This window comes from Burkholderia sp. BCC1047 (assembly GCF_902833155.1).
Classification (GTDB): domain Bacteria; phylum Pseudomonadota; class Gammaproteobacteria; order Burkholderiales; family Burkholderiaceae; genus Burkholderia; species Burkholderia sola.
In genome coordinates this window covers 286363-301161 of the sequence record NZ_CADFEH010000003.1, presented here as the reverse complement: position 1 = coordinate 301161, position 14799 = coordinate 286363, and the positions used below count along the sequence as shown (strand labels likewise).

Here is a 14799-nt window from a genome sequence, read left to right as displayed (position 1 = left end):
CGGGAGACGCCGTCGATGAACGAACGAATGAAACGCCGCGCGCGGCATGCCGCCGTGGCGACCGTCGCGTGCGCGCTGGCGCTCGCGCAAGCCGCGCTGCATGCGCAGGAAACGGCCGGCGCCGCGAGCGCGGCGCAGGCGGCCGCGCTGCCGGCGGAGCTCGCGAAGGTCACGCACGAGCCGGTTGCGCAACAGGCGCGCTGGCTGCGCACGGCGGCCCAGCGCGGCACGCTCGCGCAGCTCGACGACACGACGCTCACCGCGCTCTTCAAGGCGCTCGATCCGCTCGCCGTGCCGCTCTATATCCGTAACGGCCCGAACGGCTATCCGTCCTACCAGTTCACGATGGTGCGCCAGGAGCGCATCAGCGGAAAATGGCCCGACACGCCCGATCGCATGCTCGTGAAAACGACCCGCGAGCCGCTGCGCGTGTATGCGAAATGGTTGCCGGGCGGCGCGCATGCCGGACAGGAGACGATCTATGACACGACGCAGCGCAAGGACGAGATGTATGGCCACCTCGGCGGCCTGCTCGGCAAGATTCCGCTGTGGACGGCGATCGACGGCGCGCTCGCGCGCGCCCAGTCGAATCATCAGGTGAAGGATCTCGGCACCGAGTTCATCGCGAACCTGTACCTGACCGAGGGAAAGAAATACGTGGAAGCCGGCGTGCAGCGGCCGACCGACGTGGAGGCCCGGACGATCGACGGCGTGCGCGTCGTCGCGCTCACCTACGAAACGCCGACCGGCCGGCCGCAGTTCTATGCGAAGAAGGAAGTGCTGGGGCTCGACCTGCACGCACCCTATTTCCGGACCGTCGAGTCCTATGACAACGACGGCAGGATTTTCGAGCGGATCGTCATCGAGAAAATCGCGCCGACGCCCCTCGACGACACCGCATTCGACCCGAAAAACCCGGATTACGCATTCTGACGCGCGTCGGCGCGACTCGCCACGGGGTCAATCGTCATCGTCGTCGTGGTGACGATGCCAGTGCTTGTAATAGTGCTTGCGCCACTTGCGGTAGCGGTCGTCGTCGTCATCGCCGTAGTAGCCATACCCGTAGCCCGGATAGGCGACGACGGCCGGCTGCGGCGCTACATAGACCGGCGCCGGCTCGACATAGACCGGTGCTACCGGCGCGACCGGTACGCCGATGCCGACCGACAGATCCACACGCCCCGCCATTGCACTGCCGGAAACGAGCAACGCCATGCTCCCGATCACCACTGCGACTTGCCTCTTGTTCATGCTCCGCATCCCTGATAAGCCGGCCCGCCCGGCTCGCGCGACCAATGTAAGCGCGGCGCGCGCACCGAGGTGATACGGGGCTGCGAGAGTCGTAACGCAGCGTAACGAAACGGCTTCGGCCGTTCGGCCTAATCGCGAAAATGCGCCGGAACGTCTATAGTGGGTTACGGTTCGACACAATCGCGACTGCGCGCTCCCCTATCGAACAGGGTAGAATTCCGCCAAACGCCTTGTGGACGAACACGCCACACACACGCACAACATATTCTCTGACGCAGGCTCCTGCCGCACCTCAATGGCCAATCCCGCAGAATCCCATCCGCAAAACGACTTCATCAATTCGGCGCGCAAGGAACGTAAGCGTGTTGAAATCTATCTCGTCAACGGCATTCGTCTGACGGGATGTATCGAGTCGTTCGACCAGTATCTGGTGATGCTGCGCACCCCCGTGGGTCTGCAAGGCATCTACAAGCGTGCGATTTCCACGATCCAGCTCGATACGGGCGGCTCGCGCCCGGGCGGCGGCGGCCCCCGCGGCCCGCGCACCGGCGGTCGCCCCGGCGGCCGTGAAGGCGGCGGTCACAGCCCGTACGGCTCGCACGGCGGGCCGCGCGAATCGCGCGGCGACGGCGGCTACGGCTCCCGCGAGCCGCGTGAAGGCTACGGTTCGCGCGAACCGCGCGAGGGTTACGGCTCGCGTGAGCCGCGCGAAGGCTACGGCGCACCGCGTGAACCGCGCGAAAGCTACGGCGCGCCGCGCGACACCGGCGACGCATCCGGCAACGCCGCGCCGTCGGATTCCCGCGGCGGCAACGGGCCGGTCATCGTGACGCGGCGCCGGCGAATCGTGCCGGACGGCCAGTAAAACAAAAAGGGCAAGCCAACCGGCTTGCCCTTTTCACTGGTACGGCCGGCGCGGCACGTCGCCGCACCGCCGCCGCGACCGGGTTCAGCGTGCCGTCGCCGGCAGGCCCGCGTTGGCCTCGCGCTGCAACGAACGCACCTGCTGCTGCAACGCCCGCAGTTGCGACTGAAGTTGAGCCTGTTGCGCCTGCAGCGTCGCCGTTTCGCTCCGCACGCTCTTCTGGCGATCCGCCACCGCCGCCTGCTGCTGGCGGGCGATCGAGATGTCCGCCTGCAGACGCCGCGCGCGGTCCTGCACGACTTCGATCTGCTTGTCCATCTGCGCCTTCTGCGATTCCAGCTTCGCCGCGCGCAGTTCGTCGACGGCCAGCCGCTCGGCCTGGTGCGAGAAATCGCGATAGATCGCTTCCGCCCGCGCTTCGTTGTAAGTCTTGATCACGCGCCAGAACGCCTTCTGCTGAAACAGCGCGACGAAATACGCACCGTCCTTGACGTTGAACAGCAGGCTCGCGCCGTAGCTGCCGTTGTAGCTCGTGCGCATTTCCGTCAGCGAATGCGCCTGGATCTGGCGCTGCAAATCGTCGACCGTGCTCGGCCCCGTCGACTCGCCGGCCTGCGGCTGCACCGGCGTCTGCGCCTGCGAATCGATCACCGGAATCGCGGCCACCGGCGCCGACGCCGGCTGCACCGCCGACGGATCGCTGCCTGCCAGCCCCTGCGCGAACGCGCCTTGCATGCCTCCTACCAGGGCGAGCAATACGCTCACCCGCCCCAACCCCGTCATATGGCTCATGAAGTTTTATTCCCGCGCGGATCGTTGTCATTCCACGCGATTTTATCTCATTAATTACTCGCTTTCGCGGGTCTCGGGCTCTTCGTCGAAGATCTGGTACTTGCGCATTTTTTCCCACAACACCTTGCGGCTGATGCCGAGCTGCTGGGCCGTGTCCTGACGCCGCCAACCGTTGGCGTCGAGCGCCGCGATCACACGGTTACGCTCGTTCATGTCCCACTTGCTGCGATCAACGAACACCTCGGCCGCACTCTCCGCCGGCACCGGCTGGGCCGAGCTGCGTGCGTGCGCGATCAGCCGCTGCAGCCGCGCGGCATCCCAGCCGCCCGTCTGCCGCACCGTCACGCCGACGCGCTCGGCGAGGTTGCGCAGTTCGCGCACGTTGCCGGGGAAATAGCTGTCCGCAACCGAATCCGTGAGCCAGTACGGTAGGTCCGACAACTCGGCGAGGCGCTCCTCGCCGACCACCTGGGCGACGAACGACTTGAACAGCGCGATCTTGTCCACCGCACCGCGCTCTTCCAGCGACGGGATGCTCAACTCGATCACCGCGAGCCGGTAATAGAGGTCCGCGCGGAACAGCCCTTCCTTCACGAGCTGTGGCAGCTTCTTGTTGCTCGCCGCGACCAGACGGAAATCGACCTTGACCGGCGCCGTCGCGCCGACGCGCAGCACCGCGCCGTCCTCGAGCACGCGCAGCAGCTTCACCTGCTGGTACAGCGGCAGATCGCCGACTTCGTCGAGGAACAGCGTGCCGCCGGCCGCCTGCTCGAAATAGCCTTTATGCGCAACAACCGCGCCCGTGAACGACCCTTTCGCATGGCCGAAGAACAGCGATTCGAACAGGCCGTCCGGAATCGCGCCGCAGTTCACCGGCACGAACTCGCCGTGCCGATAGCGCGAATGCTTTTCGTGCAGCAGTTGCGCGATGCGCTCCTTGCCGACGCCGGTTTCGCCGTGCAGCAGCACGTTGGTGTCGCAGTCGGCGAACGTATCGACTTCGTGCAGCAGCGCCTGCATCGATTCGGAGTGCGCGACGAGTTCCGACGGCCGCAACGTTTCGGCGGCGTGCGCGCGCAGTTGCGTGACGAGCTTGCCGATCATGCCGCGCAGTTCCGCGCACGTGAAGTCGAGCGGCAGGATGTGCGAATACTCGGGTGGATACTGCGACGCGTCGTGGTCGCGCGCCGCGCCGACCCAGACGACCGGCATGCCGATATTGGCCTGCCAGTCGCGCAGGAATGCCGCGCCGCCTTCGATCATCGTCACGCTGATGATCGCCAGCGACCGCCGCATCGCGGCGCGCTCGGGCGAGACCGTCGCGTTGTCGGCGCGGATCACTTCGACGTCGAAGCTCGCCATGCATCGGGCGACGCGGTCGACGATGTCCGCCTTGCCTTCCCAGACGTACAGGTCGAGCTCTTCGATTGCGGGCGTGGTTCTCATGTTTCGGGTGCGGCTTCAGTAATTGACGGGTTGCCTGGCGTTGCAGATCAGCGGCCGGCTGCGGGCAGCGACGATACCGGCTGCTTCGATAACGGAACGTTCGGGCATTTATTGAACCAGCATGGGATTGCCGCATTTGATCGAATCCGGCGTGTTCGTGACATAGGCGTTCCCTAGGCTCAGGCCGAGCAGGCCCGTGACGGAAGTCAGGAGCGAATCGATCGGTTGCAGGAGGAGCGGAACGAGCGTATTCCCGAGCGCGCTCAGAAGCGGTCCGAGAAGGTTACTCAACAACTGACTCAATACCCCGGTCAGATCGATGCCTACTGCTTTCAGCGCTCCGAGCAATCCACTGTCACCCAGCGCCAACGACACCGTGAGACCATTGTTCGTGATGCCCGTCACCGCCGGCGACAGGAACTGGTCCGTTCCCGTGCCCAGCGTGTATGGCGACGGTGGATTCGGTGCAGCGGATGATTGAGATCCCGGATATGAGAACAGCAACGGCGTCGGACTTTGATTAGCGACGGGCACTGTCGTCATTTGCCCGGGCCGCAAGCCAATGTTGACCGAAATTGCGTTCAGATCGACGATACCCAGCGTCAGGGTCTTGATCAATACTGCCAGCGTAGACGACAGTCCGCCGAGGTTCAGCAGATTGAGCAAACTACTCAGATTGACGGACACCAGCGGAATCGGAGCCGCGCTACCGTCGGGCGAATAACCGGACGGAGCGGAGAGATTGATCTTCGTACTTGAAGACCCCCCGATATAGACGGCGACGACTCCGGTCTGCACGTTCACTGTCGCGCTTTTCGTACCGTCCGCCGAACAGCTGACGGACGCCAGGCCTGCCGTGGCGGGCGCCACATACGCTGTAATCGGCAATTGAACGGCAGCAAGCGGCGTCGGATTACCTGACGGACAACTGCCACCCGGAAAGACCAATCCACCGGTGGGGCAGCTTGACAGCAGCGAGATCGACGTATTGAGGAACACGTTGCCCTGCGCGGTCGACGTGCTGGTTGCGCAATCGGACGTCCCGCAATTCAACGGCCCGGGCGGACCGCTCGCCGTGGACGGCGGATTGGCCCCCAACTTGACTGAACCCGACACGGCCACGTTCAGTAGCGGTGAGAGCGCGGTAGGCGTCTGAACCGTGACGCTGGGGATGTCGACCGAATTCGTGCCGTTCGCGATTTGCAATGCCGTCGACAGTAATCCGAGTGCATTGACGCTGGCATTGACGGCAGAGCTTCCCGTCGCGGTCGCAGCGGAAACCAGTTGACCGAGCGCGATCTGCGGCCCGCCACAGACTCCCCCCGGACAAAGGGCGATGACCAATGCATTCAGCACCTTCAGGTTCGCCGCGGCTACGCTCTGCTGCGTCGCCGCCTGCACCGCGGCATTCGCCAGTTGACCGAGCGTCACGGTGCCATTCAGCACGCCTGTACTGGTGCCGACCGGGAGATTGGCAAGAATGCCGGCCAGCTTCAAGTTGACTTGCGCGAGTCCCTGATAGTCAACCAGCTGGAGATTCAGCGCATTGTCGTTTGACCGTGTCAGCGCCTTGAGCAATTGGTTGGCCAATCCACCGTTCAACGCTGCAAGCGACGTGGTCAGCGTAAAAGTGTCGGTCGGTACGCTCTTGGCAATGGCCGATCCGCCAATCGTGACGCCGCCGCGAAAAATCCCGTCGACCGGCTCGGTCACCGTGACGCAAACGGCGTTGGTCGATTGGCCATTGACCGTTCCCGCAGAGAGCCCAGCGCACTGGTTACCGCTGATTGTGTCGCCCGACACCCGTGTGAACTGCGCGCTGCCGCCGCCCTGAGGCGCGGTCCAGATGCCGCACGACACGGAAACTTTCGAACCGTCCGGCAATGCATTCGTCGCCGGGTTCGCGATTTGGCTGGCTGCGGTCCTCGCTGCCTGGCAAGTCGCGTCGGTCGTCACCTGAGAGACTGCCGATAACGCGGCCAAATCGGCCGCCGCTTGCATCCGGCGTCTTTCGGCATAGAAATGGCCGACGTCGATCGCGCCCAGGACAATGATCGCGACCAGCACCCAGATCGTCGCCATGATCGCGACGCTACCGCGCTGGCGGTTTATCCCGGGACGACCGGCGCTGCCCCGCCGCGCCGTGTGCGACTGATCTGCGCGCATGGTCATCCCGCTTATTGCCCGCCCTGTCCGCCGCCCGACATGCCACCCACGGCGCCGAGTTGCGAACTCATCGAATCAGGGATCTTGTTCTTGAACGAATCGAGATAGCGTTGGTACGCAAGCGACGCGACGTCCCCGAACACCGGTTGCGTCGGCGCCGCCGCGCGGTTGTCGCGCTGCATCGCGAGCCAGTCTTTGGTCGAGCGGCCAACGTCGGACGCACCCAGTGTCACGGCATCTTGACCGTATGCAGCGCCGGAACCCGTTACGATGCAGACGATCGAGACCAGCGTCGCAATCCGGCGCCCGCATGCGCTTCGATTCCGTGTGTTGTCGCTCATGTCGTTCCCCGAATGTCCGTTCATTGTGAAAACCGTTGCAGCAGCGGGACAGTTTGGTCGTAACCGAAGTTGTTCGCCATCGGCGTGATCGGCGTCGTCGCGCCGGGCCGCGACACCACCGGCGGCGTCGCGATTGCGCGCTGCTGCGCACGCACTGCCGCGGCGATCTTCGCGGCATCACCGTTGATGTCCTTTCGAATTTCCGGCGACAGATGCTGCTGGTTCATCAGCCGTTGCGCATCTTGCGCACGTCCTGCCGCAAACAGATACAGCGCAAGGTTGCTGACGATTTTCGGATTGCGCTGATCGAGTTCGGCAGCTTTCATCAACGGCACTCGCGCGCCGACGACGTCACCGCTGCGCAACTTCGCATAAGCGAGGTCGGACAGTAGCGACGGATCCGTCGGCGCGAGCTCCGATGCTTGCGTCAGCGCCTGCACGGCACGGTCGAAATCGCCTGCAGCGCCCGCAAGCAACCCCAGCCCGCGATAACCACGGGCCGCAAGTGGCGTCTTCAGCAACTGCGCATACACAGCCGCACTTGCGGCCGGCTGGTCGGTCATCCGCAGCGCATCCGCACGCAACAGGATCGATTCCGGCATGACACCGTATGTCTTGTCATATGCATCGATGTGCGCGAGCGAAGCGTAATAGAGGCCCTGCGCTTGCATGCGCTGAATCAGACCCAGATACATCCCCGGCGTATCCGGCACGGACTGCTTCTGATCTGCTGCTTGCATCAGTGCCGCACGCTCGGTCTGCGCGCCGACGCCATACCCGCTTTCCTTGGTTGCGCATGCGCCGAGCAGCAGCGCCACCGCCAGCATGCCCGCCCGAATTACCGCTTCGCCGATTCGCTTCATCGTCTGCCCTTCCATCCTTCAATGCTGCGACGACAACGCGCGCATCACCGCCAGCATGCCCGGCCCCGCCGTTACGATCAGCAGAGCGGGTAACAGCGTCAGCACCATTACGCCCGTCATCTTTACCGTCAATCTACCGATCCGTTCGCGCAGCATCGCTCGACGCGTCTCGCGCAAACGGTCGCCGAACTGCTTGAGCGGTTCCTGCACCGCACCGCCATGCTTGTCGACCTGAATCATTAATCGCACGATCGCGCGCAGATCCTCGTTGTCGAATCCACTCGACAGCCGTTGCAGCGACTGCTCGCGCGTACGGCCCGCGGCGAACTGACGCTGCGCGATTCCCACCTCCGACGACAGCACCGGCAGCATCCCCCGAAAATCGTTCGTCACGACCTGCAGGCTTTGATCGAGCGACAGGCCGACACCTTGCAGCAAGCGCAACATGTCAACGAGTAGCGGCAGTTCGTCGACAACGCTCTGTCGCCGCGACGCGGCGCGGCGCTGCACATAGAGTTTCGGCAGCATGAAGCCGAGCGCGAATGCACCACACATGCCGACCATCCAGATACTGCCTTTCACGCGCCCGCTCGCGAACATCGCGAACAGCAGCGGCAACGCGATCCCGCACGCGACCCGTGCACTCAGAAACAGCCCACGCGTCCGTGCATCGACATACCCGCATTGCTCCAGGAGGCGACGATCTTCTTCCGCGACAGCATATTTGCCGAAGCCGGTATCCAGCCACCGCATGCCTGCCGCCGACAGGCGATTCAGCCAACGTTCGACACGCTGCCCGCCGCGCACGTTGGCTTTCGCCGGCGCATCGCCATCCTGCGCGGGCCGCGCCTTCGCCGCCTCCAATGCAGCCATGCGCCGATCCAGCGCATCGACCAATGCTCGTTCGGCCCGCGCTGCGGCATTCGCACGTAACGTCACGACCATCCCGAGCAGCAGCACCCCGAGCGCGCCCACGGCCAATGCAATCGCTCCGATTTGAGTTGCCGTCATAGCCTCACCTGAGCCGAGCCATTCGATACAGCCAAATGCTACCTACCACTTGGGCCAGGAACGCGATCATCAGCAGCGACCGCCCGCTCGGATCGCCCCACATTCCGTACAGATACTTCGGATTGGTCATCACGACAAAGCTGCCGATTGCAATTGGCAGCATGACGAGGACGAACGCGGACAGCCGCGTCTCCGACGACATCGCGGTCAATTCACGCTCGGCTTGCTCGAGATCGCGCATGAATACGGCCATCCGTTCAAGCATCACATCCGCGCGACCGCCGTATTTGACCGACAAGCGCAGCACCGAGCCGACGAGCTCGAACTCTTCGGCCCGGTAGATTTTCGCGATGTGCATCATCGCGCGGTCGATCTCGATACCGTTCCGCAGCATCCTCGACACGACGTCGAGACAGCCGCGCAGCGGCTCCTCGGTCGTCAACAGTGCGGACTGAAAAGCAGCGGGCACGCTGTTGCCCAGCGTCACGAGACGCACGATCCCGTCGAGAAACGACGGGATCTGCCGAACAATTTTCAGCCGTCTCCGCTGAATCCGCGATGCGAGCCAGACGCCAAGTATCGCGCCTCCGCAAATGAGTGCCGCGAAACACGCCAGCATGCCGCCGTGGCTGCCCGCGACGACCGCAGCCGCGACGAGCACGGCAAGCGCGACGACTGCCTTGCCGCGCGCATCGTCTATCCCCGCGCGGCTCGCAAGGTTGGACAGATATTCCGAGGCAGTCGCATACCAGTGCGCCCCGAAGGCCTCGGACGGTACCTTCCGTGCCGCCCCCGGTTGCTGCATGGCGCGCACGGCACCAACAGCAGCAGCAGGTGTCGCCGATGCGGAGACGCGTGCGCGAGGCTCGAGCCGGCTGTCGATGAAACGCTTCGCGTCGGTTCGTACGCGCCGGGTTTCCGCGTGATGCCACAGCATCATCGCAGCCGCGACACACAGCATCGCGATCGCCAGCGCCCATACCATTGCGCTATACATTGAAACCCCCGCCGCCGCGGCCGAACCCGCCACCGCCAAAGCCGCCTCCACCGAATCCGCCGTCGCCGAACCCACCACTCGTCAGCGTCTGGCGAAAGCGTGCGAGCTTCGGTGAATGCGGATGAATGCCCAGGGTTTCCCAGTGATCGACTTCCTCGCCCTCCGGTGTCACGCGCGCTTCATAGCGGTAAAGCTCCTGGGTCGCAATGATGTTGTCGGACAGTCCTGTCACTTCGGTGATCGATAAAATCCGTCGCCGCCCGTTCGACAGGCGTCCGATTTGCACGATGAAGTCGATGGCGTTCGCGATCTGCCGACGCAGGCTCGACTCGGTGCCCTGAAAACCTGCAAAACCGGCCAGCATCTCGAGACGGTACAGACACTCGCGCGGCGAACTCGCATGCACGGTGCCCATCGAGCCGTCGTGGCCCGTATTCATTGCCTGCAGCATTTCCAGCACCTCGCCGCCGCGCACTTCGCCGACGATGATCCGGTCCGGACGCATCCGCAACGTATTGCGCAGCAAGTCGCGAATCGACACGACGCCGGTACCGTCGAACCCGCCCGGTCGGCTTTCAAGCCGCACGACGTGCGGGTGGTTCAGCGACAGTTCCGCCGTATCCTCGATTGTCACGACACGCTCGATCTCCGGAATATGGAACGCAAGCGCGTTGAGGAGCGACGTCTTGCCGGAACTCGTACCGCCCGACACGAGAATGTTGCAGCGCGCCTCGACTGCCGCCTGAAGCAACGTGTTGATCTCTTCGTTGAACGTTCCGTTGCCGAGCAGGTCGGACGGCTTCAGCGGATCCTTGCGGAATTTCCGGATCGACACGACGGGACCGTCGATCGACAGGGGCTCGATCACCACGTTTACGCGACCGCCGTCGGGCAACCGTGCATCGACCATCGGGTTCGACTCGTCGAGACGGCGACCGATCGGCGCGAGGATCCGCCGCACGATCCGCAACAAGTGCGCGTTGTCGGTGAAGCGCACTGGCAGCTTGGCGAGGATCCCATGACGCGACACATACACGTCGCTGTAGCCGTTGATCAGGATGTCCTCGACCGCAGGGTCCGCAAGTAGATCCTCGATCGGCCCGAAACCCGCGAGCTCCTTCGTCAACGCCTCCGCGACCGTCCGTACCTCGTTCTCGTTGAGCGGAATGCGGCGCAAGCGCACGAAGCTGTCAATCTCGAGATCGACGAACTGGTTGATCGCCTGGCGGGACCATCTGCCGAACTCGGCGCCCAACTCTTCGATGCGCGTCAGCAAGTGTTCGTGCGCGGCATTCTTGATGTCGTGGAATTGCTGCGTCTGGGAAAACGGCGCTGCGCCGTCGGCAAATTGAATGTCGTGTGCCATCGCTTACGACCGCTTGGACGAGGGTTGAATGAAGCGCTTCAGCGCGGACAGGCCGGACGCCGGACGCGGTACGGCCGGGCGAATCGACACGCCCGGCAACCGCGCGGCGAGCGACTCGAGAGCGCGCACGTACGGATCGCGCTCCGCCATATCGACGATGAGTCGGCCCTGGTTTGCCGCATGGCCGATCGCGACGCGGCGCGACGGCAACGTGCCGGCCAGCGACAGCCCGAGTCGCTCCGCGATTTGCGCGGGCGTCAGATCGAGTGCGGGGTCGTACTGGTTGACGACGAGCCGGACACGATCGGTGTCGACGCCCGCGTCGCGCAGCCCGGTGAGCAGATCGGCCGCCGATACGATCGACGCAACGCCCTGATCGCAGACGAGCCATGCTTCATCGGCAGAACTCGTGATTTGTGCAACGAATTCACGATTCGAGAAACCGCCGAGGTCGACGATCTGCTGATCGAAGAATGCGCGAAACCGGTTCAGCAAACCAGCGCACGACGCGTACGACACGTCGCGCAGCGCGCCGAGATCCGCGGGCAGCGTCGTCAACACGACGCCGCTCTCATGCCGGGTCAGCGCGGTATTCACGAAGGTCCGGTCGATGCGACGAAGGTTGTGAACCGCATCGATGAAATGGAACTCGCAGCGGGTATTCAGGAACAGTGCGCCATCGCCCGCTGGCAGCCCGAGGTCGACGAGCGCGGTCTGACGACCGGCCGGCGTCCCGCCATTCGGCACGCCACTCCCCTCCGGACTCACCGAGCGCTTCTGCAACCATACGGCCAGATTCGCTGCGAGCGTGCTCACCCCCATGCCCGCGCGCGCGCCGAGCAATGCAACGAGCTTGCCGTGGCGACTCGCCGGCTCGCCGACGTTCGCCAGCAACCCGCGAGTCGTGCGTAAAGCATCTTCCGCCGGCGCCGACACGTCGATGAAATCGCGGACGCCGGCACGCAATGCAGCGAGCGTGCTCTCCGGCTGTGCGAGCGAACCAAGCGCGACAATCGGCAGCCCGGGGTGGGTGGCGCGAATCGCAGCCGCGGCAATGCTCGCCGCCGTGCTGCCGTCCGAGAAATCGATGAAGACGAGCGCCGGATTGAGGCCCGTAATGCGCTGCGCCAGCACACCCGGTTCCAGCGATGCGGCCTCGACCGCGCCGGCCGATACGAGCGTATCGGCCAGCCAGCGGACATGTGCCTCATGCTGCGATGCGCAAACGAAATAGTCGGTCACGGCGGGTTCACACAATGATTGAATTCGCGCATTCATGTCGAACACCCCCGATTACACAAGGCGTGGCGTTGCATCGCAAACCGCGAGACATTCCACTCATTTCGAAAATCCAGGAGCAGCGTCGGGCGACGCAGCTCCGCCCAGATACGATTTCCAGACCGGCCCGTCGCGCTGCTCGGACAACTCACCGGGTGTCGCGGGCAACACCGCACCCTTGGCAATCGGCGCGACGAGATGCGGCGTCACGATGATCAGCAGTTCCTTGTCGTTCTGCTGATAGCTCAGATTCTTGAAGAACGTCCCGATGATCGGCAGATCGCCGAGCAACGGCACCTTGCTCACGTTCGACATCGTCTGGCGATCGATGAGGCCGCCGATCACGAAGCTCTCTCCGTCGCCCAGTTCCACGGTCGTGTCCGCACGGCGCGTCGTAATACCGGGCACTGCGACGCCGCTGATCGTCACGCTGTTCACGAAGTCAAGCTGACTCGACTCGGGTGCGACCTTCAGCGCGATCCGGCTCGGACTCAAGACCGTCGGCGTCAACGAAAGCCCGACGCCGTATTGCTTCCACTGGATCGCCGTCGAACCCAGCCCCTGCGGCGATGGCACCGGAATCTCGCCCCCCGCGAGAAAGCTCGCGCTCTGGCCGGACAGCGCGACCAGTGTCGGCTCGGCCAGCACGCGCGCGAGATTGTTCGCCTCCAGCAGAGACAAGTCGGCAAAGATGCCGCGTCCGGCCGCGTTCACGACCAGGTTGAATGCGGATGCGACTGGTGATCCGAGCGTCGGAACGTATCCCCCGGTCCCGGGGCCCGAACCGCCGCTATAAGACTGCACGCCACCCGGCGAAAACGATCCAAACGAAAAGCCGTTGCTTTGCTTGAAGAAATTGAACCCGACCTGCTTGAGCACCGAACGGCTGAATTCGACGACCCGCACGTCGACTTGCACGACACTCTTGCCGGGAACCGTCGAGCGATCGATGACGGCACCTTTTCCGCTCATGTTCTTGCCGACCGCAGCCGCACGCGCATGTGCCTCGAGCGACGCAGCCGAGCCTTGCAGCACTGCCGTGCCGCCGTATGCATTCACGCGCGGCGTAGCGCCGTCGAGCACGGCTTGCGCGGCCGCATCGACCACCGCGACGTTCCAGATCGTCGGTTCATCGCGCCCGCGCTCCCACAGCATCACGTTCGTCGCGCCGGGAGCCTTCGCAATGAGCAGGACGGAGCCCGAGCGGCTGCCTTTCATGATCAACACGTCGGCAACTGCCGGATCACCGACCGCGACGCGCTGCAGGGTACGGCCCGCCGAAATCTGCCGTTGCGCGCCGACGGCGAGTTCGATCGTAGCGCTCGCGCTTGCGAACGAGGCGAAGGTCATGATGCAGATGGCAAGCGCGAATGCAATCAGTGTGTTTTTCATCGTTTGGTAGACCGGCATGCGGCCTTTTGCTTGTCGTCGCTGATATCGATGGCCGTCGATCTGGTTCAATAAGCAACCGTTTCCGACCGGCCGCCGCGAATCACTTCGATACCGCCGCCCGCACTCGGCCGCACCGGCGGCGGCAGATGCGAGGGCAACGGCGGCAGGTTCGCGGTGGCTACCGGTGTTTTCGGTGTGCCGGACAGCTGCTGCAGCGAGACGCCTGCCGCGGCCAGCGCCGACGGCGACAGCTTGTTGTCCGTACGTACTGCAACGGTCTGCAGCGCCAGGTCGTCGTCACGCGGGTTGCGCAATGCAAAGGTCAGGCGGCCGCTCGCCTCGCCGAGCGTCAGCGCATCGACCTGCGCGGTCGGCACCGCGAGCACCGCGATGCGGGCGCCGGTCGGTTGCCCGTTACCACCGTTGTTGTTGCCGCTGTCGCGCTCGGCGGTCGCATCGCCGAACGACAACACCCTAACCTTCGACAACAAAAGCCGCGCCTGTGTCTGCGAAACCTCGCCGTCAAGCATCGTGCTGCCCACTTCGCGTTTCAGGTTCAGGAACACGTCGACGAAATTACCGGGCCGCAGCCGGTTGCCGACCGCGTTCGTTTCGTCGACGCGAACCGCAACCGCGCGCTCGCCGGGCTGCACGTCCTCGGCAAGCCCGGACACCAGCGCATCGGCAACAACCGGCGTCGAGGCCGGAATGTCACGAATCGGCACGCGACCGACCAGTGGAACAAGGTCACTGAAAGCGCCTGCCGGTGCCGGCGCCGTCGCTTGGATCTTCAGCGCATCAGCTGGGATCGGCTGCCCACCGGGCAACGCACGTGTTGCAATCACGACCGGCACCGCAGTTGCCGCCACCACCGGCTGTGCCGGCGCGGGACTTGAAGCGCTGCGTCCAAGCACCCATGCATAGATTCCGAGCAGAACGGCGATCGCAATCAGCAGCCCCGCGATGATCTTCGTTAAGTTGTTGGCCATGTTGTCGTATGGATGCCGGAATGAATCCAATTGGTTTCTTCT

General features: G+C 64.2%; 14 protein-coding genes. 2 read left to right on the top strand and 12 right to left on the bottom strand.

What is annotated here, in order from left to right; all coding sequences use genetic code 11:
* Positions 1–15: 15 nt before the first annotated feature.
* On the top strand, positions 16–933 hold the full coding sequence (locus HWX55_RS05310) for a DUF1571 domain-containing protein (protein WP_175974498.1): 918 nt from the start codon (positions 16–18) through the stop codon (positions 931–933).
* A gap of 27 nt (positions 934–960) precedes the next feature.
* Here the strand turns inward: HWX55_RS05310 and HWX55_RS05305 are convergent, their stop codons facing one another.
* Positions 961–1251 (bottom strand): hypothetical protein, encoded by a 291-nt coding sequence (locus HWX55_RS05305; RefSeq protein ID WP_089488641.1) that lies wholly within the window; start codon positions 1249–1251, stop codon positions 961–963.
* A 295-nt stretch (positions 1252–1546) separates the two neighbouring features.
* On the opposite strand from HWX55_RS05305, the gene hfq reads away from it, so the two are divergent.
* Entirely contained in the window at positions 1547–2116 is a 570-nt protein-coding gene (gene hfq, locus HWX55_RS05300) for an RNA chaperone Hfq (protein WP_006495323.1), read from the top strand.
* Between the two features lie 84 nt (positions 2117–2200).
* Here hfq and HWX55_RS05295 read toward each other — a convergent pair whose 3' ends face one another.
* The 11 genes from HWX55_RS05295 to cpaB all read right to left on the bottom strand — a co-directional run bounded on the left by HWX55_RS05295 (position 2201) and on the right by cpaB (position 14757).
* Complete coding sequence (locus tag HWX55_RS05295; protein WP_175974496.1) at positions 2201–2908, bottom strand: DUF2968 domain-containing protein; 708 nt, start codon at positions 2906–2908, stop codon at positions 2201–2203.
* Positions 2909–2962: 54 nt separating this feature from the next.
* The gene (locus tag HWX55_RS05290; protein ID WP_069621389.1) at positions 2963–4354 is read right to left on the bottom strand and encodes a sigma-54 dependent transcriptional regulator; all 1392 of its coding nucleotides are present in this window, start codon (positions 4352–4354) and stop codon (positions 2963–2965) included.
* 108 nt (positions 4355–4462) lie between these two features.
* Positions 4463–6520: a pilus assembly protein TadG-related protein gene (locus HWX55_RS05285; RefSeq protein ID WP_279612664.1), complete on the bottom strand. Its 2058-nt coding sequence runs from the start codon at positions 6518–6520 to the stop codon at positions 4463–4465.
* An 11-nt stretch (positions 6521–6531) separates the two neighbouring features.
* The gene (locus tag HWX55_RS05280; RefSeq protein WP_124556374.1) at positions 6532–6885 is read right to left on the bottom strand and encodes a DUF3613 domain-containing protein; all 354 of its coding nucleotides are present in this window, start codon (positions 6883–6885) and stop codon (positions 6532–6534) included.
* On the bottom strand, positions 6882–7724 hold the full coding sequence (locus HWX55_RS05275) for a tetratricopeptide repeat protein (protein WP_175974745.1): 843 nt from the start codon (positions 7722–7724) through the stop codon (positions 6882–6884). The genes HWX55_RS05280 and HWX55_RS05275 overlap by 4 nt, the downstream gene beginning before the upstream one ends.
* Before the next feature lie 18 nt (positions 7725–7742).
* The gene (locus HWX55_RS05270; RefSeq protein WP_124556372.1) at positions 7743–8735 is read right to left on the bottom strand and encodes a type II secretion system F family protein; all 993 of its coding nucleotides are present in this window, start codon (positions 8733–8735) and stop codon (positions 7743–7745) included.
* 4 nt (positions 8736–8739) lie between these two features.
* Positions 8740–9732 (bottom strand): type II secretion system F family protein, encoded by a 993-nt coding sequence (locus tag HWX55_RS05265; protein ID WP_175974492.1) that lies wholly within the window; start codon positions 9730–9732, stop codon positions 8740–8742.
* On the bottom strand, positions 9725–11098 hold the full coding sequence (locus HWX55_RS05260) for a CpaF family protein (protein ID WP_124556370.1): 1374 nt from the start codon (positions 11096–11098) through the stop codon (positions 9725–9727). The genes HWX55_RS05265 and HWX55_RS05260 overlap by 8 nt, the downstream gene beginning before the upstream one ends.
* A 3-nt stretch (positions 11099–11101) precedes the next feature.
* Positions 11102–12376 (bottom strand): fimbrial protein, encoded by a 1275-nt coding sequence (locus HWX55_RS05255; protein ID WP_175974490.1) that lies wholly within the window; start codon positions 12374–12376, stop codon positions 11102–11104.
* A 60-nt stretch (positions 12377–12436) separates the two neighbouring features.
* Positions 12437–13768, bottom strand: coding sequence for a type II and III secretion system protein family protein (locus HWX55_RS05250; RefSeq protein ID WP_175974743.1), 1332 nt, complete (start codon positions 13766–13768; stop codon positions 12437–12439).
* A gap of 65 nt (positions 13769–13833) precedes the next feature.
* Entirely contained in the window at positions 13834–14757 is a 924-nt protein-coding gene (gene cpaB / locus HWX55_RS05245; protein ID WP_175974488.1) for a Flp pilus assembly protein CpaB, read from the bottom strand.
* Positions 14758–14799: the final 42 nt, after the last annotated feature.

What these genes read in the sequence shown, in the direction of transcription:
- HWX55_RS05310 (WP_175974498.1), top strand. Translation starts at nt 16, where the DNA reads ATGAACGAACGAATGAAACGCCGCGCGCGGCATGCCGCCGTGGCGACC.
- HWX55_RS05305 (WP_089488641.1), bottom strand. Translation starts at nt 1,251, where the DNA reads ATGAACAAGAGGCAAGTCGCAGTGGTGATCGGGAGCATGGCGTTGCTC.
- hfq (WP_006495323.1), top strand. Translation starts at nt 1,547, where the DNA reads ATGGCCAATCCCGCAGAATCCCATCCGCAAAACGACTTCATCAATTCG.
- HWX55_RS05295 (WP_175974496.1), bottom strand. Translation starts at nt 2,908, where the DNA reads ATGAGCCATATGACGGGGTTGGGGCGGGTGAGCGTATTGCTCGCCCTG.
- HWX55_RS05290 (WP_069621389.1), bottom strand. Translation starts at nt 4,354, where the DNA reads ATGAGAACCACGCCCGCAATCGAAGAGCTCGACCTGTACGTCTGGGAA.
- HWX55_RS05285 (WP_279612664.1), bottom strand. Translation starts at nt 6,520, where the DNA reads ATGCGCGCAGATCAGTCGCACACGGCGCGGCGGGGCAGCGCCGGTCGT.
- HWX55_RS05280 (WP_124556374.1), bottom strand. Translation starts at nt 6,885, where the DNA reads ATGAACGGACATTCGGGGAACGACATGAGCGACAACACACGGAATCGA.
- HWX55_RS05275 (WP_175974745.1), bottom strand. Translation starts at nt 7,724, where the DNA reads ATGAAGCGAATCGGCGAAGCGGTAATTCGGGCGGGCATGCTGGCGGTG.
- HWX55_RS05270 (WP_124556372.1), bottom strand. Translation starts at nt 8,735, where the DNA reads ATGACGGCAACTCAAATCGGAGCGATTGCATTGGCCGTGGGCGCGCTC.
- HWX55_RS05265 (WP_175974492.1), bottom strand. Translation starts at nt 9,732, where the DNA reads ATGTATAGCGCAATGGTATGGGCGCTGGCGATCGCGATGCTGTGTGTC.
- HWX55_RS05260 (WP_124556370.1), bottom strand. Translation starts at nt 11,098, where the DNA reads ATGGCACACGACATTCAATTTGCCGACGGCGCAGCGCCGTTTTCCCAG.
- HWX55_RS05255 (WP_175974490.1), bottom strand. Translation starts at nt 12,376, where the DNA reads ATGAATGCGCGAATTCAATCATTGTGTGAACCCGCCGTGACCGACTAT.
- HWX55_RS05250 (WP_175974743.1), bottom strand. Translation starts at nt 13,768, where the DNA reads ATGAAAAACACACTGATTGCATTCGCGCTTGCCATCTGCATCATGACC.
- cpaB (WP_175974488.1), bottom strand. Translation starts at nt 14,757, where the DNA reads ATGGCCAACAACTTAACGAAGATCATCGCGGGGCTGCTGATTGCGATC.